The sequence below is a fragment of the Streptomyces sp. NPDC059002 genome, from assembly GCF_042740435.1.
Taxonomy (GTDB): Bacteria; Actinomycetota; Actinomycetes; order Streptomycetales; family Streptomycetaceae; genus Streptomyces.
In genome coordinates this window covers 39,450-57,866 of the sequence record NZ_JBHYJI010000040.1, presented here as the reverse complement: position 1 = coordinate 57,866, position 18,417 = coordinate 39,450, and the positions used below count along the sequence as shown (strand labels likewise).

Genomic DNA, 18,417 nt, shown 5'->3' with positions numbered 1-18,417 from the left:
AGCCGGATGGCACGCAGTATCAGCTACCGCGAGGCGATCAACGAAGCACTGGCGCAGGAGATGGAACGCGACCCCTCGGTCATCGTCATGGGCGAGGACAACGCGGGCGGTGCGGGCGCGCCCGGCGCCGACGACGCGTGGGGCGGTGTCCTCGGGGTCACGAAGGGCCTCCAACCTCGTTTCCCGGGACGGGTGTTGGACACGCCGATCTCGGAGTCGGCGTTCATCGGCGCGGCGATCGGCGCCGCGACCCGCGGTCTGCGGCCGGTCGCCGAGCTGATGTTCATCGACTTCATGGGCGTCTGCTTCGACCAGATCTTCAACCAGGCCGCGAAGTTCCGGTACATGTTCGGCGGCAAGGCCGTCACACCCGTCGTCATCCGCGCGATGTACGGGGCGGGACTGCGGGCGGCGGCCCAGCACTCGCAGGCGCTGTACCCGGTCTTCACCTCCGTGCCGGGCCTCAAGGTCGTCCTGCCCTCCTCCCCGTACGAGGCGAAGGGGCTGATGATCCGGGCGATCAGGGACGACGACCCGGTGATCTTCTGTGAGCACAAGGCGATGTACGACGTGGTGGGCGAGGTCCCCGCCGAGAGCTACACGATCCCCTTCGGCGAGGCCGACGTGGTGCGCGAGGGGCAGGACGTCACGATCGTGGCGCTCGGCCGCATGGTCTCCGTCGCCTGCGAGGCGGCCGACGGCCTCGCGTCGTCCGGGGTGCGCTGCGAGGTGATCGACCCGCGCACCACGAGCCCGCTGGACACGGAGACCATCATCGAGAGCGTCGAGCACACCGGGCGCCTCGTGGTCGTCGACGAGGCGGGGCCGCGCTGCGGCATGGCCGCCGACATCTCCGCGCTCGTCGCCCGCGAGGCGTTCGGTGCGCTGCGGGCACCGATCGAGACGGTCACCGCGCCGCACACGCCGGTGCCGTTCAGCCCCGCGCTCGAAGACCTCTACATGCCGGACGCCGGGCGGGTCGCCGCCACGGTCAAGACCGTCGTCGAATGGAAGCCGTGACCGTGCAGGACCGGGACATCGCACGCGTGACCATGCCCAAGTGGGGCCTGTCCATGAGGACCGGGCGCATCACCGAGTGGAGCGCCGCCGAGGGCGACGAGATCGAGGAGGGCGACGACCTCGCCGAGATCGACACCGACAAGATCGCGGGCGTCCTGGAGGCCCCGCACGGCGGAGTGCTGCGGCGGATCGTCGCGGCCGCGGGCGGCGAGGCACCCGTCGGCCGCGTCATCGCGCTGATCGCCCCCGCTCAGGTGCCGGACGCGGAGATCGAGAGGCTCGCGGCCGAGGCGCGGGCGCAACTGGACAGCGGCGTACCGGCGGAGGACGAGGGCAGCCCCGTCACCGGCACGGCACAGGTGGCGGGCACGGCACTGTCGTACGCGACATCGGGCACGGGCGGGCAGGAGATCGTCCTGCTCCACGGCTTCGGCGGCGACAAGAACTCCTGGCTCTTCGTGCAGGGACCGCTCGCCGCCCGCCACACCGTCTACGCCCTCGACCTGCCGGGCCACGGCGAGTCGGCCAAGGACGTGGGCGACGGCGGCCTGACCGCGCTCGCCGCCCTCGTCATCGGCTTCCTCGACGAGCTCGGCATCGAACGGGCGCATCTGGTCGGCCACTCGCTGGGCGGCGCGGTGTCCGTGGCCGCCGCCGCCCGGGCCCCGGACCGGATCGCGTCACTGACCCTCGTGGCGCCCGCCGGTTTCGGTCCCGACGTGGACGCCTCGTACCTGCGCGGCTTCGCGACCGCCACCAACCGGCGCGAACTGCGCCCGCACCTCCTGAAACTCTTCGCCGACGAGGGCAGGGTCACCCGGCACCTGGTCGACGACCTGCTCAAGTACAAGCGCCTGGACGGCGTGGACCAGGCCCTGCGCACCCTGCTCGCCACCCTCGTCGACGCGGACGACGCACCGGCCCTGGACGTGACGGGCCTCCTGACGGGCCCGGCGTCCAGCGTCCCCACGGTGGCACTCTGGGGCGAGAAGGACCGCGTGATCCCCGCCTCCAACGCGGCATCCCTGAAGACCCGGGCGGATCTGCGCATCATCCCGGACGCGGGCCACATGCCTCACATGGAGACACCGGGAGAGGTGGTGAAGGCGGCAGAGGCAGCACTGCTGGGGCGGACCCCATAAGAGGGCTCACGCACTAAGGGCCCGGGACCACCCAGGAGTGGTCCCGGTGACCCTGCACAACGCGAGATACAACGGAATCGGCGGAGTGTAAGGAACATCCCCCTCCGGCCGATTGATCAGCACCGGACGACATCCCGCGTCCCGCACCACCGCTCCCGCCGCGTACACGACGGGCCACTCCATCGCGACATCGGAGTCCGCGGGCACGATCCACCACCAGCGCGGCCCGTCCTCGTACACACACCCCACCCGGGGCAGCCGGGACATCAGCTGGGGCCCGAGCGCCGCGGGCACCGCCACCGCGTCGCAGCCGAGCGGATCGGCCATGCCCTCGGGCAGCCCGAGCCGCAGGGACGGCGGCGGTGCCGCACGGCCGAGCTGTCGTTGTCGCTGCCGCGACAGACGGACCAAGGTGTCCAGATCCAACGGCCGTACCGTACCCGCGCTCACATGCCCCCCGTCCGCGTTACTGCCACGCTCGACTCATCCGTTCCCCGCGTACGCCGTCGCTGTCGTCACCACCGCGCACCCGCCGTTCTCGGCAACTCCGCCCACACCGTGAGCCCGATACCGGGCCCCGCGTCGTGGACGCCCCATGCGCTGCTCACCGCATCGACGAGAAGCAGTCCCCTCCCGTGTTCCTCGTCGGCCCCCCTGTGCGCCGGGCGCGGCACGCCTGACCCGCACCCTTCGTCACGTACGGCGATTCGCAGCTTCTCCGGATCCGCGCAGAGCTCGCAGATGATCCGCCGGCTCGCGGTGTGCACCACGGCATTGGTGACCAGTTCGGAGACGATCAGAGCCGCCGCGTCGCAGGCGTCGTCATCGCGCACCGCCCAGTCGTCGAGCTGCGCGCGCGTCAGCCTTCTGGCCTGTGCGGCGGAGCCCGGACGCGGGCTGAGGGCGAAACTGACGCAGACCTCGGCGGCGTCCTCGGGCCGCGGCTCGGCGAGATCGCCAAGACGGCCTTCGGCGGCTTCGGTTCCTAACGGCGCGGGCGGAGTCACGCTCTCCACTATCGCCCCGCCCAGAACACCTTGGCAAGGGCCACTCTGAAAAGTGCACAGTGGCGTGTTCCTTCGAGACGACGCATGGCACACTGCTCGCAACAGCTCGCGGTGCGGTGTGAGTTGAGGCAACGCGAAGTAGGTGGAGGTAGGAGACGTGAGCGAACCGCGGTCCGCGCCGACCGTCGGACAGGTCGTTCTCGGTCGTCGCCTGCAGGACCTGCGCGAGCGCGCGGGCCTCAAACGCGAGGAGGCCGCGAAGATACTGCGCGTCGCCCCCGCCACCGTCCGCCGGATGGAAACGGCCGAGGTCGCGCTGAAGATCCCGTATCTCCAGCTGCTCCTGAAGTCGTACGGCATCGCGGACGACGAGGCCGAGGCCTTCGTCACGCTCGCCGAGGAGGCCAACAAACCCGGCTGGTGGCAGCGGTTCCACGACATCCTGCCCGGCTGGTTCAGCATGTACGTCAGCCTGGAGGGCGCCGCAAGCCTCATCAGGTCGTACGAGCCGCACTTCGTGCCGGGACTGCTCCAGACCGAGGAGTACGCGCGCGGCGTGATGCGCTCCGGCGCGATCGGCCAGACCAGGCCCGCGGACATCGAGCGGTATGTGGCGCTGCGCATGGAACGCCAGTCGCTGCTCACCCGCGAGGACGCGCCCCGGCTCTGGGTGGTGATGGACGAGACGGCACTGCGCAGACCCGTGGGCGGCCCCGACGTGATGCGCGAACAGCTCGACCGGCTGCTCGAAGCCACCGAACTGCCCCATGTCACGCTGCAGGTCGCGCCGTTCGCGTCGGGCCCGCACCCCGGGACGTACGGACCGTTCGTGCTGTTCCGCTTCGCCATGGCGGAGCTGCCCGACATGGTCTACAGCGAGTACCTGACCGGCGCCGTCTACCTGGACGCACGCACCGAGGTGGCCACCCATCTGGAGGTCATGGACCGCATGGCGGCGCAGGCCGCCACCGCACAACGCACGAAGGACATCCTCCGCGATGTCCGCAAGGAGCTGTGACATGGACCGACATCGAGCCGGAACGCGCCCTGCCGGTCCGCGTTCACCAGGAGCCCGTGACGACTCGCGCAGCGAGGGCCGCGGGGAGTCCCGGATATACAACGGCATGCCCGCCCGCGACCTCGGCAACGACGGCTGGCACAAGCCGTGGAGCGGCGGCAACGGCGGCAACTGCCTGGAGGCCATGAAGCTGGCCGACGGCAGGGTCGCGGTGCGCCAGTCCACGGATCCGGACGGTCCCGCGCTGATCTACACGCGTGGAGAGATCACCGCGTTCATCCAGGGGGCGAAGGCGGGCGAGGCCGACTTCCTGCTCTCGTGACCGTCCCGGCCGGACCGGTCCCGTGACCGTCCCGACCGCCTTCCGATCGCCGCCGACCCCTGGAGCCGCCATGACCGAGCCGTCGTACATCGACACCAGCAAGCCGCACCCCGCGCGCATGTACGACTGGTTCCTTGGCGGCAAGGACAACTACCCGGTCGACGAGGAGATGGGGCGCCGGCTCGTCGCCATGGACGGCCGGGTCCTGACCACGGCGCGGGCCAACCGCGCGTTCATGCAGCGCGCCACGCGCTGGCTCACCACCCAGGGCGTACGTCAGTTCCTGGACATCGGCACCGGCATACCGACCGAGCCGAACCTCCACCAGATCGCCCAGGGCATCGCCCCGGACGCGCGCGTCGTCTACTGCGACAACGACCCCATCGTCCTCGCCCACGCCGAGGCGCTGCTCCGCTCGACGCCGCAGGGCGTCACCGAGTACATCCAGGCGGACTTCCGCGAGCCGGAGAAGATCCTCGAAGAGGCCGCGCGGGTCCTCGACTTCGACCGGCCCGTCGCCCTTTCGCTCGTCGCGCTGCTGCACTTCATCGCCGACGAGGACGGTGCGTACGAGCTGGTGGACCGGCTGATGCGCACCCTGGCGCCGGGCAGTCACCTGATGCTGTCGCACGGCACGGGCGAGTTCACCCCGGACACCGCGCGGCAGGCCGCCGAGCTGTACAAGGCGCGCGGGATGACGCTCGCGCTGCGCACGCGCGCGGAGGTGGCGCGGTTCTTCGAGGGGTACGACCTGGTGGAACCGGGCGTCGCGATCATCGACCAGTGGAAGCCGGAGTGGGGCGAGACCGTCACCGACCCCGCGGAGGGTCCGGTTCCGGGATACGGCGCGGTGGCGTCCAAGCCCTGACGGACCCGGCACGGTGACCGCGGGGACTCACAGCCAGGACCACATCCTGCGGGGCGCGTCCACGAGACGGCTCACCGCGACGACCGGCAGCGGTGGCTGCTGCGCGCGGTGGCGGCCCAGGCGCAGCGCGTAGTAGATCTGCTCGACCGACGGCGGCCCGACCGCGAGATTGCGCAGGGTCGCACGCGTCGACGACTCCTCGCCCGTGCGCACGAGATAGGCGGCGGCCATCGTGCCCGTGCGCCCCACGCCCGCGCCGCAGTGCACGAACACCGGTCCCGGGGCGCTACGCACGACGTCGAGGAAGCGTGTGACCTGGGCGGGCTTCGGTGTCTGGCCGTCCCGGATCGGCAGCCGCACCGTCCGCAGCCCGACGCTCCGCGGCTGCTCGAGCTGGGCTGCGGACAGCCGCTCGGCGCGCAGATCGACGACGGTGGCGAAGCCGAGCCGCGCGAGGCTCCGGTACCCCTGCGCCGAGGGCGCGGCCCCCCGCCACAGCCGCCCCACGGAGTCGACGGACCGGAAGTGGTGGATCCCCTTCGCGTCGAGTGTGCTGCGCGGCTCCGGCTGGGTGCCGCGCGCCCAGTCGGAGAGCGCGAGCACGCCGAGCGTGCCGACGGCCCAGAGCGCGAGATAGCCGAGCAGACAGCCGACGAGGAGGCGCAGACAGACGCGGCGTGCGCGGCGGGGGAGCGGTGGGGAGGGGAGCGGGGGCGGGAGCGGGGACAGGACTGGGGACGGTACGGCGCGGGTGATGGCCATGAAGGACCCGGGGATCGGGGACGGGGTGTACTGGCAGAGTAACGCCCGTATGGGTCAAGGGTGTTGAAAGCAGGACCTGTGTTCAGTCGTCGTCCGGGTCCGTGTCGCCGATGCCCATCACCGTCAGATGCGCCTTGTCCAGTTCCGTGTCCTCCAGGCAGCCGCGCAGCCGCATGCGGTCGTGGTCGGTGAGCGCGGGACGTACGACACCCGCGTACAGGTCGTCGTCGAGCGGGCCGAGCGCGGCATGCCGCAGCGGCACGGACGTGGCGTCCCGGCAGCGCTCCCAGAGCTGGTGCGCGGCCAGTGAGCGGCGTTCCGGCGTGGCGTCGTCGCCGCGCATGTCGACGCGCAGGAGCACGGAGGTCGCCGCCGACGCGCTCTCGTGCTCCTCGCGGGTCTGGGTGAGCTCGGCAAGACCCGCCACGAGCCCGGCGAGCAGTGCCGCGCCGACGACGGCGACGGCGATCAGCCGGCCCGTCCTGCGCCGGTCGCGCACGCCGCCCACCGGAGGCAGATCCTCGAGCCCGGCGTCGTCCGGTGGCGCCGCGAGCACGGAGAGCCGCCCCGCAAGGCGCCGCTCGGCGACGGGCCGCGCGGTCACGGCGGCGATCCGCTGCACGAGCCAGGCGAGCCCCGACAGGAGCACACCGGTCACCATGAGCACCGGCACGAAGACGTAAGTGCGGCTGCCCGGACCGTCGTTGAGCCAGCGGAACGGCCCGTCGTCGGCCCTGTGCGCCGCTCCGGGCGCCGGGTCCTGCCGCAGTCGCGCGAGGAGGTCGCGCTGGTTCCGGTCGGCGTCGCGCAGCCGGGCGTCCACATGTTCCTCGACGCGTGCCAGCCGCCCCAGGACCACGGCGCCCAGCAGCAGCACCTCGACGACCAGGAGCAACACCCCGCAGAGGATGGCCCGTTGCCACTGCCAGCGGTACAGATAGACGACGAGGTAGCAGGCGGCTCCCGCGGCGGCCGCCCCGCCGAAGAAGTAGGCGAGCCGCCTCATCGCTCCGCCTCGGGCCGCGCGGTCGCGTCCTTCGGGCGCGCGTCTGCCGGTTGAGCCTCCTTCGGGGGTACGTCTGTCGGCTGTACGTCCTTCAGCTGTACGTCGTCCGGGCGCGTGTCCCGTAGCCGTACGCCGTCCACGTGCACCTCCCCGGTCGTGCCGTCGAGCGTGAGACGGCTGCCCGGCGGGACGCGCCGCACGGCATCCGGCGCGTCGACGACCGCGGGAATCCCGAACTCCCTTGCCAGGACCGCCAGATGGGACAGCGGACTGCCGGTCTGCGCGACCAGGCCCGCGAGCCCGGGCAGCAGCGGGGCGAGCGCCGGGTCGAGGGTGCGGACGACGAGGACCGCGTCCGGCGGACGCACGCCCGTGCCGTCCCACGCGGTCCCCGCCGCGCGCCCGCCCGACACGCCGCGCCCGCCGCTCCCCTCGGGGCGCTCGCGCCGCACCGCCACGACGGCATCACCTTCCGCGAGCCGGAACGCGTCCGGCAGCGGCGCGGAGGCGGCCCGCGGCAGCCGCTCCCCGACGTCACCGGGCAGCGGCCCGCCCGCGAGCGCGGCATGCAACTCGCCCCAGCGCAAGAGCCCGACACGATCGGCACCGCCCAGCGCCGCACCCCGCGCCACCAGCCGTCTGCCCGCCTCGCCCACGAGGCGGACCTGCAGCTCCTGCGTCCACCGGATGCGCAGCCGCAGGGCCTCGCGCGGCGGCAGCGACCCGACGGCGGCGGCCGGTGCCAACTCGCCCGAGGGCACGGTCTGTTCGGGCAGGCGTATGCCCCCGCGCAGCCGGGGCGGCGTCAGTGCGAGCACCACCGGGTCCGCCGCCACGATCCGGTGATCGGGCAGCCCGCGCGCCCGGCCCCGGGCGAGCGCACCGAGCGCCGCACCTGCCGCCGTGGCCGTGACCGTCCCGGACTCCGGGAGCAGCGCCCCGCACAGCGCCTCCTGGGCGTGCAGCGGGACGAGGATCGCACGGGTCCAGCGGAGAGTGGACACGAGGTCGGGGAGCGGGAGTCCGGCCGGTGGCGCGATCCCGGCGAGACGGCGGTCGACGTCCGCGCAGAGGTCGAGCGCGAGGCCGGGCAGCGCCGAGGTGAGGCGCCCGACACGCCAGGCCGCGGCGAGCCTGCGGGCGCCCGGCGCGGGGTTCAGCGGCGCGAGCCAGGGGTGCGCGGGCCCGGCCGCGCCCAGCAGCCGCAGGTCCGCGGCGGCGCGCCCGCCGACCACGGTGACCACCGGCGTGCCGCGCAGGGTGCGGCGCGGCGCGGAGGCCCCGATGTCGAGCGCGGCGGCGAGCCCGCGCGCCATCGGGGCGACCCACAAGTCCTCCTCCAGCGGCTCCAGTTGATCGGGCAGGGTCTCGGCGACGGGCCCGGGGCCGAGCAGTCGCGCGCGGCGCGGCGGCCGGGGCGCCATCGCGGTGATCGGGCGGCTCTGGAACAGCCACAGGCGCCCGCTCCCCTCGGCGAACCCGAACTCGATGTCCTGCGGCCCGCCGAACACCTTGCGGGCGCGCCGGGCGAGACGGGCCAGACGGCGCAGCTCGGCCGCGGTCAGCAGCCGCTCGGCGCCGGACGGTTCGGTGCGAAGCACCCGCCCGGCGCGGCCCAGCCAGTGGTGCGTGCCCGACTGTTCGCCGCTGACCAGCGTGTCGGGGCCGCCCCGCACCGCGCTCACGAGCATCCGGTCGGACCGCCCCGCCACCGGGTCCGCGCCGAACAGCACACCGCCGACGCGCGCGGCGAGCATCGGCTGCACGAGCACGGCCATCGGGGCGTCCGTGCCGTCGGGCCGCCGCGCCGAAGCGACGACGGTACGGACGGCCGCGAGGAACTCCGGCCAGCCGCGCACATCGAGCACCGACGCGAACTGCCCTGCCAGGGACGACTCCTGGGTGTCCTCCTGCGGCGAGGAGGAGCGGACGACCAGCGGCAGCGCGCCGTCGTGCGACAGCTCGCACCAGGCGCGGCGCAGCTCTTCGTCGGGATCCTGTCCGGCTTGGCCACCTGCTCCGGCCCGGCCGCTCGCGCCGTACGGGACCACGAAGCCGGGCAGTACGGGAAGTCCCGCACCGGCGGCGCGCGCCAGATGTGCCGCCTTGGAACCGGCGAGAGGGGCAAGCGCTGCCCGCGCATCGTCGAGACGGAGCACGGCGGGCACGGGGCGCGCCGGCAGGAACGTGGGACGTTCGTCGAGCGTAGTCATCGGGCACCCTCCAGGACCGGCCGCCAACAGGGGGGACGCGCTGGGGTGGCCCTGCGCCTGACGGCGGAACGAAGGATCGGGGCGGGCCGCCCGAGGCCCGGATCGCGGCACCGGGGACGGCCTGCCGCTCCGTTCAACGCATCCCCGCCGGTCGGCATTCCCTTGCGGGGAGGCCCAGTTGACGGTTCAGGCCAGCTGGCGGGAAGAGGCGGGTCGGGTCAGTTCAGTTCAGGTCAGGTCAGGTCAGCGCGAGGATGAACGACGCCGACGCGGCCAGGGCGGCGACACCGCGGACGTGGTTCCACGCGGTCCACTCGCTGACGTACGAACGCCAGTACTCCGCGCCCTCCGCGGTCTCCGGATCGACCTTGGACAGCGCGTCGTTGCGGGGAATGTTCGCGGCGACGGTCACCCCGAACGAGCCGACCAGATACAGCGCGCAGCCGAGCAGCAGCTCGACCGTGCCCTCCTCGGGCCAGAGCACGAACGTCACGACGGCCAGCACGACACAGAGGCCCGCGGCGCCCAGGAACACGGCCATGAACGCCGGAGTGATCGCGGCGACGTTGATCCGGTTCATCGCGGCGATGCCCTGGGCCGGGGGCAGCGCGGCAAGCCCCTTCATCACGAGGGTCGAGAAGGCGCAGAAGACCCCGGCGGCGAGGCCACAGGCGAGCGCACCGAGCACGGCGAGCACGAAGTACGGTCCGTCGATCATGGCAACTCCCGTGGTGTCGTGGGCCGTTACGTCAAACAGGCGGACCGGCCGCGAGTGATCCTGCATGGCGTTCCCTGTCACCACAAGTCAATTGCCACCGGCCCTCTGCGGCCATGCGTCGCCCTCGCCGGAACATGCGCCTGCGTCTCGCCCGGGCCGGTCGGGCCCCTCGCGCCACCTGAGCAACGCCGCCTCCACGGCCGGGGTGATCCGCTGCCGCGCCTCGCTCCGTGGCACACCGCTCATCAGCAGCCGGTCGTACGGTGTGGCCGTGTGCCGCAGCGCCGCGACGACCGCCGCCGTCACCGCACCCTCCGAAAGCGCCCGGCCCGCCGCGCTGCGCCCCACCCGCCCGCTGCCCCGCACCGACGCGTGCGCGGCGATCTCCCGCGCCCGGTCCCGCGGGCACCCCGGGAAGAGCCGCGCGATCTCGGCGCCGAAGGCCTCGGCGAACCGCACGTCCTGCGCGGCCCTGCGCACCGCGTCCCGCTCCCTGCGCCGCGCCCGCGCCTCCGCGTCCGCCAGACACCGCTCCTCGGCCAGGGCGAGCGCCGCCTCCTCGACGAGGACGCCCTGCCGTTCGTAGCGGGCGCGGCGCCGGTGGAAGCGGACCACCACCGCCCAGAGCCCGCTGCCCTCGCGGGCCCGCCGGGTGAGTGCCGTGTCGCCGCGCGGCAGATACACGAGGTGTCCGAGGTCGGCGCAGTCCAGGCAGCGCGGCTCACCGCCCTCGAGCATCAGCAGATGCAGCGGCCCCGAGCGGCACTCCGCACAGCGCCGCCGCTTCAACGGCTGGAAGACCAGAAGTCCGGGACGGGCGGGGGAGATCGGGGAGGAGGGAGAGGGGTGGGAGGAGGGAGAGGAGTGGGAAGAGGAGGGAGGGGGCGGGGAGGCCGGGGAACTCGCCATGCCCGTCTCCTTCCCGTGCGGCGGCCCACGGCATCATGGCCGGGTGCGACTCGAACCGATCACCTGGGAACGCCTGACCGACACCCTCGCCGACCGGCTGCTCGACCTGGAGACCGGCGACGGCAGCCCCTGGCCGCGCGTCGCCGTCGACGGGGCACCGGCCGCCGGGACCGGCGAGCTGGCCGCGCGCCTCGCCGACGCGCTGCGACTGCGCGGGCGGACCCCGCTGGTGGTCGACGAGCAGGGCTTCCTGCGGCCCGCTTCGCTGCGGCTCGAGTACGGGCACCAGGACGTGGAGGCGTACTACAGCGGGTGGTTCGACACCGGCGCCCTGTGGCGCGAGGTGCTCGGGCCCCTCGACCCGGGCGGCACGGGGCGGGTCCTGCCCGACCTGTGGGACCCGGCCGCCGACCGCGCGACCCGCACCCCGTACGTCCAACTCCCGCCCGGCGGTGTCCTGTTGCTGCACGGCCCGCTGCTGCTCGGCCACTGGTTCCCGTTCGACCTGACCGTCCATGTGCGGCTCTCGCCGGGAGCGCTCGCCCGGCGCACACCGGAGAGCGAGCGGTGGACCCTGCCGGCCTTCGACCGGTACGAGACGGAGACGGACCCCGCGGGCCGGGCCGACGTGATCGTACGGGCGGACGATCCGCGGCATCCGGCGTGGAGCGGCGCGTCGGACGCGGCGTGACGCCGTCGTATGCCGGTGGGCGCCGCGTGGCTGGTGGCGGCTGGTGGGCGCCCGGTCTCCGCGGGCTCCGGATGCGTACGTCCAGGGGCGCGGCGAGAATGAAGGGCGCCGGGACCAGCGGTGCCTTCGCGCCGCGCCGGAATCCGCCCGGCAACGGGAGGCACCAATGACCACCGCCGGAGACATCATGCACCGGGGCGCCCAGTGGATCCCCAGGCACGAGACCCTGGACCGCGCGGCCCAGCTGATGCGCCAGCTCGACGTGGGCGCGCTGCCCATCAGCGACGAGAACGAACGCCTCTGCGGCATCCTCACCGACCGCGACATCGTCGTCGGCTGCGTGGCCATGGGACACGACCCGTCGAAGGTCACCGCGGGCGACATGGCCAAGGGCACACCGCGCTGGATCGACTCGGGCGCCGACGTCGACGACGTCCTGCGGGAGATGCAGGGCCACCAGATCCGTCGACTTCCGGTGATCGAGAACAAGCGGCTCGTCGGCATGATCAGCGAGGCCGATCTGGCCACCCACCTCACCGACGACCAGCTCGCGGGCTGGGTCGAGAGCGTCTACGCCAAGAGCTGACCTCCCGGGGTCGGCCGCCGTTCACAGCCAGCCGTTCCTGCGGAAGCCGCGGTACAGCGCGACACAGGTCCCCACGATCACCGACATGACCAGGGGGTAGCCGAACTGCCAGTGCAGTTCGGGCATGTAGTCGAAGTTCATGCCGTAGAGACCGCAGCCCATCGTCGGCACCGCGACGACCGCCGCCCACGCGGTGATCTTCCGCATGTCCTCGTTCTGCGCGACGGTCACCTGCGCGAGATGGGCCTGGAGGATCGAGTTCAGCAGCTCGTCGAAGGCGGCGATCTGCTCGGTGGCCCGCTTCAAGTGGTCGTCGACGTCCCGGAAGTACGCCTGTATCTCCGGGGCGATCACCCGCATCGGTGTGGTGGCGAGCACCTGGAGCGGGCGGCCGAGCGGCACCACCGCCCGCTTCAGTTCGAGCAGTTCGCGCTTGAGCTGGTAGATGCGGCCGGGATCGGCCCGCTCGCCGTCCGGCGCGAACACCTCCGTCTCCACCTGGTCGATGTCCGACTGCACCGCGTCCGTCGCCGCGAGATAGTCGTCCACGACCTGGTCCGCGATGGCGTGCAGCACCGCGGCGGGGCCCTGGGCGAGCTGCTCGGGGGCCGCCTCCAGCTCCTCGCGCAGCGGGCCGAGCGAGCCGTGCCTGCCGTGCCGGACCGTGATGACGAAGTCCCGGCCGACGAAGACCATGATCTCGCCGGTGTCCACCACCTCGCTGGTGGCGGTCAGTTCGGTGTGCTCGACGTAGCAGACCGTCTTGAACACGGCGAACAGCGTGTGGTCGTACCGCTCCACCTTCGGGCGCTGGTGCGCGTGCACCGCGTCCTCCACGGCGAGCGGGTGCAGGTCGAAGAGCTCGGCGATGCCCGCGAACTCCGCCGTGGTCGGCTCGTGCAGCCCCAGCCAGACGAAGCCGTCGTCGGACTTGCGGATCCGCTCGACCGATTCGACGAGGCTGTGCTCCGACGGCTGGCGCACGCCCCGTCGGTACGACACGCAGTTCACCACCGACGAGCCGAGCGGGGAGCGGGCCGGGTGACTCAGGTCGACGCGCGAGCCGCGGCGGCCCAGGCGCGCCACCTTCCGGAGGCGGCCGACCTTGCGCAGGCCGGTGACTTTGCCAAGGCTTCCTACCTTCCGCAGGTTGCCTGCCATAGACATGGGGACTCCTCGCGCTGGTGACGTGGCGTGACAGTTTGCCAGTACGTCCCCGAGGCCCGCTGAGGCCTGTGGGAACGGAGTATTCCGCTCCGGAATGCCCGGTTCTGCCTCCCGGGAGCAAGCCGGACAACTGGGATGATCGGGGCATGACGCGAATCGACGGCCCCCTCCTCGACGCCCGGCAGCCCATCGACCAGCGGCGGACCGGGGCGGGGCAGCAGCACTCCGAGGCGTTCGCCGCCCTCTTCGATCCCACGACCTTCGGGCATATCGAGCGCCTCGGCATCGGCCCCGGCTGGCGCTGCTGGGAGGTCGGCGCGGGCGGCACCTCCGTGGTCTCCTGGCTCGCCAAACGGGTCGGCCCCACCGGCAGGGTCCTCGCGACCGACACCGACACGTCCTGGCAGACGCGGGCCGCGCGCTCGCCCCTCGAAGTGCGGACCCACGACGTCGCCGCGGACCCGCCGCCCGTGGAGGGCTTCGACCTCGTGCACGCGCGGCTCGTCCTGGTCGACGTCGCGGACCGGGAGCGGGCCCTGCAGTCGATGCTCAGGGCGCTGCGGCCCGGCGGCCGGCTCCTCGTCGAGGAGGCCGACCTCGCGCTCCAGCCGCTGGCCTGCCCCGACGAGCACGGCCCCGCCCAGGAGTTGGCGAACCGCCTGCGCCACGCGGTGCGCTCGCTCCTCGCCGAGCGCGGCACCGACCCCGCGTACGGCCGCCGCCTGCCCCGCCTCCTGCGCGAGGGCGGCCTGCGCCACGTGGAGTCCGACGTGCACTTCCCCCTCACCTCCCCGGCCTGCGCGGCCCTGGAGACCGCGACGCTCCAGCACCTTCGCGCGGACCTGCTCGCCGCGGGCCTGGCGACGGCGGACGACATCGACACCCACCTCACGAACGCCGCCACGGGCACACTCGACCTGGCCACGCCGCCGCTGATCTCCACGTGGGGCAGAAAGGGGTAGCCCCCGGCGCCGGACACGGGGTACCCCTCGGCGCCCCCGCCGAACCGGCCCCCGCGCCACGGCAGTTGGCCCCCGGCCGGGCGCGGGCGAGGCTCAGTGCCCCGCGGGGCGCCGCGGTCGCGGGGCGGCACGGGGGCGTGGGGGTGCCGGTGAGGGCGGGCCCCCGGGGTGCGGGGGCCTGCCCCCTGTCCGTTCCACCGCCCGTGCGCCCGCGCCGCACCCCTCCGTCGCCGCGTCGAGGAGTCCCGCGCCGCCGAGCCGGGCGGCGAGCAGCGCTCCGGTGAAGGCGTCGCCCGCCCCCGTGGAGTCGCGTGCGCGTGCGGGGAGCGCGGGGACCCGGCCGCGTACCTCGCCGTCCTGGGCCACCAGCGCCCCGTCCGTGCCCAGTTTGACGACCACCGACGGGAAGCGGCGGCTCAGCTTCGACGCCGCGTCGGCGGGGTCGGGCAGGCCGGTCAGGTACTCCGCCTCGGCTCTGCTGGGCACCAGCATCTCCACCCCCTCCACCGCCGCGAGGAACCGCTCCACGCCCAGTTCCGCGAGGAACCCCGTGGACGCCGGATCCACACTCACCGGCACGCCACGCGCGCGTGCCGACGCCAGTGCCTCGGCGGCGGACGCGCGGCTGGCCGCGGCGAAGAAGAGATAGCCGGACAGATGCAGCCGCGCGACGCCGTCGAGGAGCGAGGGCGACCAGTCGGCGGGGGAGAGCCGCAGGGAGGCACCGTTGTCCGAGAGGAACGTCCGCTCGGCGGCGGCGCCCCCGTCCACCAGACAGATCACCGTCCCCGTAGGCGCCGCCGGATCGACCACGAGCCGCGGCCGCACCCCCGCGCGCGTGAGCGCCTCCTCGTGCCACCGCGCCGAATCGGCACCGACCCGCCCGAGCAGACGTACGTCAGGACACCCCCAATGAGCCGCCCAGCACGCCACGTTGGCCCCCGCCCCACCCGGCACCGTACGGATGGCCGCCGCCGTGTCGGTGCCCGGCGCGAGCGGCGTACGGTGCCGGGCGACGATGTCCGTGACGACGTCCCCGACGACGAGCAGGCCCCCGGCCCGCACCGTCACCGCCCGGCCCAGGCCGTCGCGATCCGCGCCGCGAGCCGTACGTTGCCGCGGACCGCGGCGAGATTGGCCTCCAGGGACGCGCCCTCGGTGCGCCGCATCAACTCGTCGAGCAGGAACGGCGTGATGGCCTGCCCCGTGATGCCCCGCTCCGCGCACGCCGCGAGCGCCTCGGCGAGCACGCGCGCGTGGAGCACGGGATCGAGCTGTTCGTCCTCCGGCACCGGATTCGCCACGATCAGCGCCGCGTCGGGCCCTTCGAGCGCGTCCTGGGCGCGCATCACCTCCGCGACCTGCCCCGGCGTACGCACCGTCCAGTCCACCGGGTGCCCGGAGTCGGCGAGATAGAAGCCGGGGAAGCGGTCGGTCCCGTACCCCGCCACCGAGATGCCCAGCGTCTCCAGGCGCTCCAACGTCGCCGCCACGTCCAGGATCGACTTCACGCCCGCGCACACCACCGTGATCCTGGTGCGGCCGAGCAGCCTCAGGTCGGCCGACTCGTCCTGGGTGACCGTCCACTCCCGGTGCACCCCGCCGAGCCCGCCCGTGGCGAACACCCGCAGGCCCGCGCGGGCGGCGAGCAGCGCCGTCGCCGACACCGTCGTCGCCCCGCTCGCGCCCGCAGCGAAGGCGAGCGGCAGATCGCGGTGGCCCAGCTTGCGGATGCCGTCGTCGTTCGCGACCCGCTCCAACTGCTCCTTGTCCAGGCCGACATGGGGACGCCCGTCGAGAACGGCGATCGTCGCGGGGACGGCGTCCTCCTCGCGTACGACCGCCTCGAGTTCCTTCGCCACCTGGAGATTGCGCGGGCGTGGCAGGCCGTGCGCGATGATCGTGGACTCCAGGGCCACCACGGGGCGCCGCTCCGCGACCGCCGCCCGCACCTCGTCGGACACCACCAACACGGGCCTGCCTCCTGCCTGTCGGGTCTCCCCTCATCCCTGGCGGGCGGCGGGCCCCGCCAAACCCCCGCGAGGCGTCCGGGCCCCGGCAGGGGCGGGTGCGCGGGACCCGGCTAGGGTGACCGGCCATGACCACGAATGATCAAACTGTTGCGTCTTTCGCCGTGCACATTCCGGATGTCGACCTGGAGGCCGAGCCGCTCGACCCGGGGCAGATCGTCTCCGGCGACCCGGTGGTGACCGGCAAGGTGCTGTGGGAGTCGGCCGACGGCAAGCAGCTGCGCGGCATCTGGCAGATCACGCCGGGTGTGGTCACCGACACCGAGGCCAACGAACTCTTCGTGGTCGTCAGCGGCCGCGCGACCGTCGAGGTCGAGGGCGGCGCCACGCTGGAGATCGGTCCGGGCGACGCGGCGGTGCTGCGCGAGGGCGACCGTACGACCTGGACGGTGCACGAGACGCTCCGCAAGGCGTACCACATCACGCTGCCCTGACCGCAGGGCCGACCCGTCGGCACGCCCTGCGGGTCACGCCTTCCTGACCGCCCTGCGGACGGCGAGCGCGGCCATCGGCAGCAGTACGCAGACGCCGACGACGTTGAGCCAGCCATAGCTGGCCCGCGCGACGATCAGCCCCGCGGCCGCGCCGCCGATGCCCGCCGACGTGTTCATCGTCAGGTCCGAGAGGCCCTGCACGGCGGCTCGCGCGGGCCCCGGCACCGAGTCGGTGAGCAGCGCGGAACCGGAGACCAGACCCGCGGACCAGCCGAGGCCGAGCACGAAGAGCCCGGCCGCGGTCTGGCCGTGGCTCGGCCCCGCCGTACCGGCGAGCAGCGCGGCGCAGCTCAGGAGCCCGACCGTCAGACCGATCACCGCGAGCCTGCCGAACCGGTCGGCGAGCCAGCCCATCACCGGCGAGAACGCGTACATGCCCGCAATGTGCCCGCTGATGACCAGGCCGACCAGCTGCAGGCTCGCCCCGTGGTGGCCCAGGTCGACCGGGGTCATCACCATGATCGAGACCATCACCGTGTGCGACACGGCCACCGTCACCAGGGCGAGCCGCGCCATCGGCGACGCGGCCACCGCGGCGACACCGGCCTTCAGCGAGTGGTTCCGCGCGGAGTGGTCCTCCTGCGGGGTCAGGGCGCGGGCGGTGAGCAGCGGGTCGGGGCGCAGCAGCACCGCCACCACGAGTGCGGCGACCGCGAAGATCCCGGCGGCGAAGAGGAAGGGGCCCGCCTTCTCGGGTATGGACGTGCCGGAGAAGGCGCGGCTCGTGGGCGCCGCGATGTTCGGGCCGAGCACCGAGCCGATGGTAGTGGCCCAGATGACGTGCGAGATGGCCCGGCCGCGCCGGTCGGGTTCGGCGAGGTCGGCCGCGGCGAACCGGGCCTGCAGATTGGCGGACGAGCCCGCACCGAACGCGGCCATGCCGAGCAGCAGCAGCGGGAAGCTCCCGACGACCGCGGCCAGCACGACGAGTCCCGCGCCCAGCGCGCCGATCAGATAGGCGAGGACCAGCCCGGGACGCCGGCCCCGCGACGTCATCAGCGCCGCCAGCGGCAACGACAGCAGCGCCGTACCCGCCACGGAAGCCGTCGGCGCGAGCCCGGACAGCGCTTCGGCCCCACTCACCTCGGTCGCGAGCACCGGCGCCAGCGCAATACCGATCGGCACCCCGAGCCCACCCAGGATCTGACTGGCGATCAACACCGCGGTCGTACGGCGCCGCAGAGCGGGCAGCGCCTCTGGTCCTGGTATGCCAGGGGCGTCGAGGGTCGAAGTCACTGACGCAGTGTGCCAGCGCGTTCGCAGGGACGAAACACAGTTTTCACAGTCGCCGGTACGACGGGATGGGGCGCCGGAACGCCCCGGGCCAGACGTCGGAAGGCCCTCGGGTCCGGGCGCCGGAACGCTCTTGGGCCGGGCGTCGGAACGCTCTTGGGGGCAGGTGCCAGAGCGGCGTCGCGATGAGGCGCTGGGACGCTCTCGGGGCCGGGCGTCCGAAGGGCCCTCGGGTCCGGGCGCCGGAACGCCCTGGGGCCGGGCGTCAG

The 18,417-nt window shown here is 73.5% G+C and carries 20 protein-coding genes; 9 read left to right on the top strand and 11 right to left on the bottom strand.

Translation table 11 applies throughout. The features are described from left to right. Window positions 1-6: 6 nt before the first annotated feature. Both ACFWZ2_RS29515 and ACFWZ2_RS29510 read left to right on the top strand, forming a co-directional pair. Window positions 7-1,020, top strand: coding sequence for an alpha-ketoacid dehydrogenase subunit beta (locus ACFWZ2_RS29515; RefSeq protein ID WP_384550766.1), 1,014 nt, complete (start codon window positions 7-9; stop codon window positions 1,018-1,020). Continuing rightward, window positions 1,008-2,162, top strand: a complete 1,155-nt coding sequence (locus ACFWZ2_RS29510) for an acetoin dehydrogenase dihydrolipoyllysine-residue acetyltransferase subunit (RefSeq protein ID WP_384550764.1) — start codon at window positions 1,008-1,010, stop codon at window positions 2,160-2,162. The genes ACFWZ2_RS29515 and ACFWZ2_RS29510 overlap by 13 nt, the downstream gene beginning before the upstream one ends. Before the next feature lie 6 nt (window positions 2,163-2,168). Here the strand turns inward: ACFWZ2_RS29510 and ACFWZ2_RS29505 are convergent, their stop codons facing one another. Further along, a complete protein-coding gene (locus ACFWZ2_RS29505; protein WP_384550762.1) occupies window positions 2,169-2,588 on the bottom strand; it encodes a hypothetical protein in 420 nt (139 codons plus the stop codon). An 89-nt stretch (window positions 2,589-2,677) separates the two neighbouring features. Further along, entirely contained in the window at window positions 2,678-3,169 is a 492-nt protein-coding gene (locus ACFWZ2_RS29500) for an ATP-binding protein (RefSeq protein ID WP_384550760.1), read from the bottom strand. Between the two features lie 157 nt (window positions 3,170-3,326). Here ACFWZ2_RS29500 and ACFWZ2_RS29495 point away from each other — a divergent pair, with 157 nt between their 5' ends. The 3 genes from ACFWZ2_RS29495 (at window position 3,327) to ACFWZ2_RS29485 (ending at window position 5,377) form a co-directional block, all read left to right on the top strand. Beyond that, window positions 3,327-4,187, top strand: coding sequence for a helix-turn-helix domain-containing protein (locus ACFWZ2_RS29495; RefSeq protein WP_384550758.1), 861 nt, complete (start codon window positions 3,327-3,329; stop codon window positions 4,185-4,187). After that, complete coding sequence (locus tag ACFWZ2_RS29490; RefSeq protein WP_384550756.1) at window positions 4,168-4,509, top strand: DUF397 domain-containing protein; 342 nt, start codon at window positions 4,168-4,170, stop codon at window positions 4,507-4,509. Before ACFWZ2_RS29495 ends, ACFWZ2_RS29490 begins: the two co-directional genes overlap by 20 nt. A 70-nt stretch (window positions 4,510-4,579) precedes the next feature. Then, window positions 4,580-5,377 (top strand): SAM-dependent methyltransferase, encoded by a 798-nt coding sequence (locus ACFWZ2_RS29485; RefSeq protein WP_384550754.1) that lies wholly within the window; start codon window positions 4,580-4,582, stop codon window positions 5,375-5,377. Window positions 5,378-5,404: 27 nt separating this feature from the next. Here ACFWZ2_RS29485 and ACFWZ2_RS29480 read toward each other — a convergent pair whose 3' ends face one another. The 5 genes from ACFWZ2_RS29480 to ACFWZ2_RS29460 all read right to left on the bottom strand — a co-directional run bounded on the left by ACFWZ2_RS29480 (window position 5,405) and on the right by ACFWZ2_RS29460 (window position 10,985). Next, the gene (locus tag ACFWZ2_RS29480; protein ID WP_384550752.1) at window positions 5,405-6,139 is read right to left on the bottom strand and encodes a dual specificity protein phosphatase family protein; all 735 of its coding nucleotides are present in this window, start codon (window positions 6,137-6,139) and stop codon (window positions 5,405-5,407) included. An 82-nt stretch (window positions 6,140-6,221) separates the two neighbouring features. After that, window positions 6,222-7,145: a hypothetical protein gene (locus tag ACFWZ2_RS29475; RefSeq protein ID WP_384550750.1), complete on the bottom strand. Its 924-nt coding sequence runs from the start codon at window positions 7,143-7,145 to the stop codon at window positions 6,222-6,224. After that, window positions 7,142-9,358 carry a PEP/pyruvate-binding domain-containing protein gene (locus ACFWZ2_RS29470; protein WP_384550748.1) on the bottom strand — a complete coding sequence of 739 codons (2,217 nt, stop codon included), beginning with the start codon at window positions 9,356-9,358 and terminating at the stop codon, window positions 7,142-7,144. The genes ACFWZ2_RS29475 and ACFWZ2_RS29470 overlap by 4 nt, the downstream gene beginning before the upstream one ends. 238 nt (window positions 9,359-9,596) lie before the next feature. Then, complete coding sequence (locus ACFWZ2_RS29465) at window positions 9,597-10,076, bottom strand: DUF1772 domain-containing protein (RefSeq protein ID WP_384550746.1); 480 nt, start codon at window positions 10,074-10,076, stop codon at window positions 9,597-9,599. Window positions 10,077-10,163: 87 nt separating this feature from the next. Further along, window positions 10,164-10,985 (bottom strand): DUF2293 domain-containing protein, encoded by an 822-nt coding sequence (locus tag ACFWZ2_RS29460; RefSeq protein ID WP_384550744.1) that lies wholly within the window; start codon window positions 10,983-10,985, stop codon window positions 10,164-10,166. Window positions 10,986-11,028: 43 nt separating this feature from the next. Here ACFWZ2_RS29460 and ACFWZ2_RS29455 point away from each other — a divergent pair, with 43 nt between their 5' ends. Further along, a complete protein-coding gene (locus tag ACFWZ2_RS29455) occupies window positions 11,029-11,676 on the top strand; it encodes a uridine kinase (protein WP_384550742.1) in 648 nt (215 codons plus the stop codon). A gap of 166 nt (window positions 11,677-11,842) precedes the next feature. Next, window positions 11,843-12,262 carry a CBS domain-containing protein gene (locus tag ACFWZ2_RS29450; protein WP_384550740.1) on the top strand — a complete coding sequence of 140 codons (420 nt, stop codon included), beginning with the start codon at window positions 11,843-11,845 and terminating at the stop codon, window positions 12,260-12,262. A 21-nt stretch (window positions 12,263-12,283) separates the two neighbouring features. On the opposite strand, the gene ACFWZ2_RS29445 is transcribed toward ACFWZ2_RS29450, so the two are convergent. Beyond that, the gene (locus ACFWZ2_RS29445) at window positions 12,284-13,429 is read right to left on the bottom strand and encodes a magnesium and cobalt transport protein CorA (RefSeq protein ID WP_384550738.1); all 1,146 of its coding nucleotides are present in this window, start codon (window positions 13,427-13,429) and stop codon (window positions 12,284-12,286) included. 146 nt (window positions 13,430-13,575) lie between these two features. Between ACFWZ2_RS29445 and ACFWZ2_RS29440 the strand changes: the two genes are divergently transcribed. Continuing rightward, entirely contained in the window at window positions 13,576-14,391 is an 816-nt protein-coding gene (locus ACFWZ2_RS29440) for a methyltransferase domain-containing protein (RefSeq protein WP_384550736.1), read from the top strand. 93 nt (window positions 14,392-14,484) lie between these two features. On the opposite strand, the gene ACFWZ2_RS29435 is transcribed toward ACFWZ2_RS29440, so the two are convergent. Both ACFWZ2_RS29435 and ACFWZ2_RS29430 read right to left on the bottom strand, forming a co-directional pair. Next, a complete protein-coding gene (locus ACFWZ2_RS29435; protein WP_384550813.1) occupies window positions 14,485-15,474 on the bottom strand; it encodes a carbohydrate kinase family protein in 990 nt (329 codons plus the stop codon). Further along, on the bottom strand, window positions 15,459-16,364 hold the full coding sequence (locus tag ACFWZ2_RS29430; protein WP_384550734.1) for a pseudouridine-5'-phosphate glycosidase: 906 nt from the start codon (window positions 16,362-16,364) through the stop codon (window positions 15,459-15,461). Before ACFWZ2_RS29430 ends, ACFWZ2_RS29435 begins: the two co-directional genes overlap by 16 nt. 125 nt (window positions 16,365-16,489) lie before the next feature. Between ACFWZ2_RS29430 and ACFWZ2_RS29425 the strand changes: the two genes are divergently transcribed. Next, window positions 16,490-16,855: a cupin domain-containing protein gene (locus tag ACFWZ2_RS29425; RefSeq protein WP_384550732.1), complete on the top strand. Its 366-nt coding sequence runs from the start codon at window positions 16,490-16,492 to the stop codon at window positions 16,853-16,855. 33 nt (window positions 16,856-16,888) lie between these two features. On the opposite strand, the gene ACFWZ2_RS29420 is transcribed toward ACFWZ2_RS29425, so the two are convergent. Then, the gene (locus ACFWZ2_RS29420) at window positions 16,889-18,151 is read right to left on the bottom strand and encodes an MFS transporter (RefSeq protein ID WP_384550730.1); all 1,263 of its coding nucleotides are present in this window, start codon (window positions 18,149-18,151) and stop codon (window positions 16,889-16,891) included. Window positions 18,152-18,417: the final 266 nt, after the last annotated feature.

Coding starts and splice junctions, on each gene's coding strand:
- ACFWZ2_RS29475 (WP_384550750.1), bottom strand. CDS start 7,145: ATGAGGCGGCTCGCCTACTTCTTCGGCGGGGCGGCCGCCGCGGGAGCC.
- ACFWZ2_RS29450 (WP_384550740.1), top strand. CDS start 11,843: ATGACCACCGCCGGAGACATCATGCACCGGGGCGCCCAGTGGATCCCC.
- ACFWZ2_RS29490 (WP_384550756.1), top strand. CDS start 4,168: ATGTCCGCAAGGAGCTGTGACATGGACCGACATCGAGCCGGAACGCGC.
- ACFWZ2_RS29485 (WP_384550754.1), top strand. CDS start 4,580: ATGACCGAGCCGTCGTACATCGACACCAGCAAGCCGCACCCCGCGCGC.
- ACFWZ2_RS29425 (WP_384550732.1), top strand. CDS start 16,490: ATGACCACGAATGATCAAACTGTTGCGTCTTTCGCCGTGCACATTCCG.
- ACFWZ2_RS29445 (WP_384550738.1), bottom strand. CDS start 13,429: ATGTCTATGGCAGGCAACCTGCGGAAGGTAGGAAGCCTTGGCAAAGTC.
- ACFWZ2_RS29465 (WP_384550746.1), bottom strand. CDS start 10,076: ATGATCGACGGACCGTACTTCGTGCTCGCCGTGCTCGGTGCGCTCGCC.
- ACFWZ2_RS29440 (WP_384550736.1), top strand. CDS start 13,576: ATGACGCGAATCGACGGCCCCCTCCTCGACGCCCGGCAGCCCATCGAC.
- ACFWZ2_RS29460 (WP_384550744.1), bottom strand. CDS start 10,985: ATGGCGAGTTCCCCGGCCTCCCCGCCCCCTCCCTCCTCTTCCCACTCC.
- ACFWZ2_RS29480 (WP_384550752.1), bottom strand. CDS start 6,139: ATGGCCATCACCCGCGCCGTACCGTCCCCAGTCCTGTCCCCGCTCCCG.
- ACFWZ2_RS29470 (WP_384550748.1), bottom strand. CDS start 9,358: ATGACTACGCTCGACGAACGTCCCACGTTCCTGCCGGCGCGCCCCGTG.
- ACFWZ2_RS29515 (WP_384550766.1), top strand. CDS start 7: ATGGCACGCAGTATCAGCTACCGCGAGGCGATCAACGAAGCACTGGCG.
- ACFWZ2_RS29510 (WP_384550764.1), top strand. CDS start 1,008: ATGGAAGCCGTGACCGTGCAGGACCGGGACATCGCACGCGTGACCATG.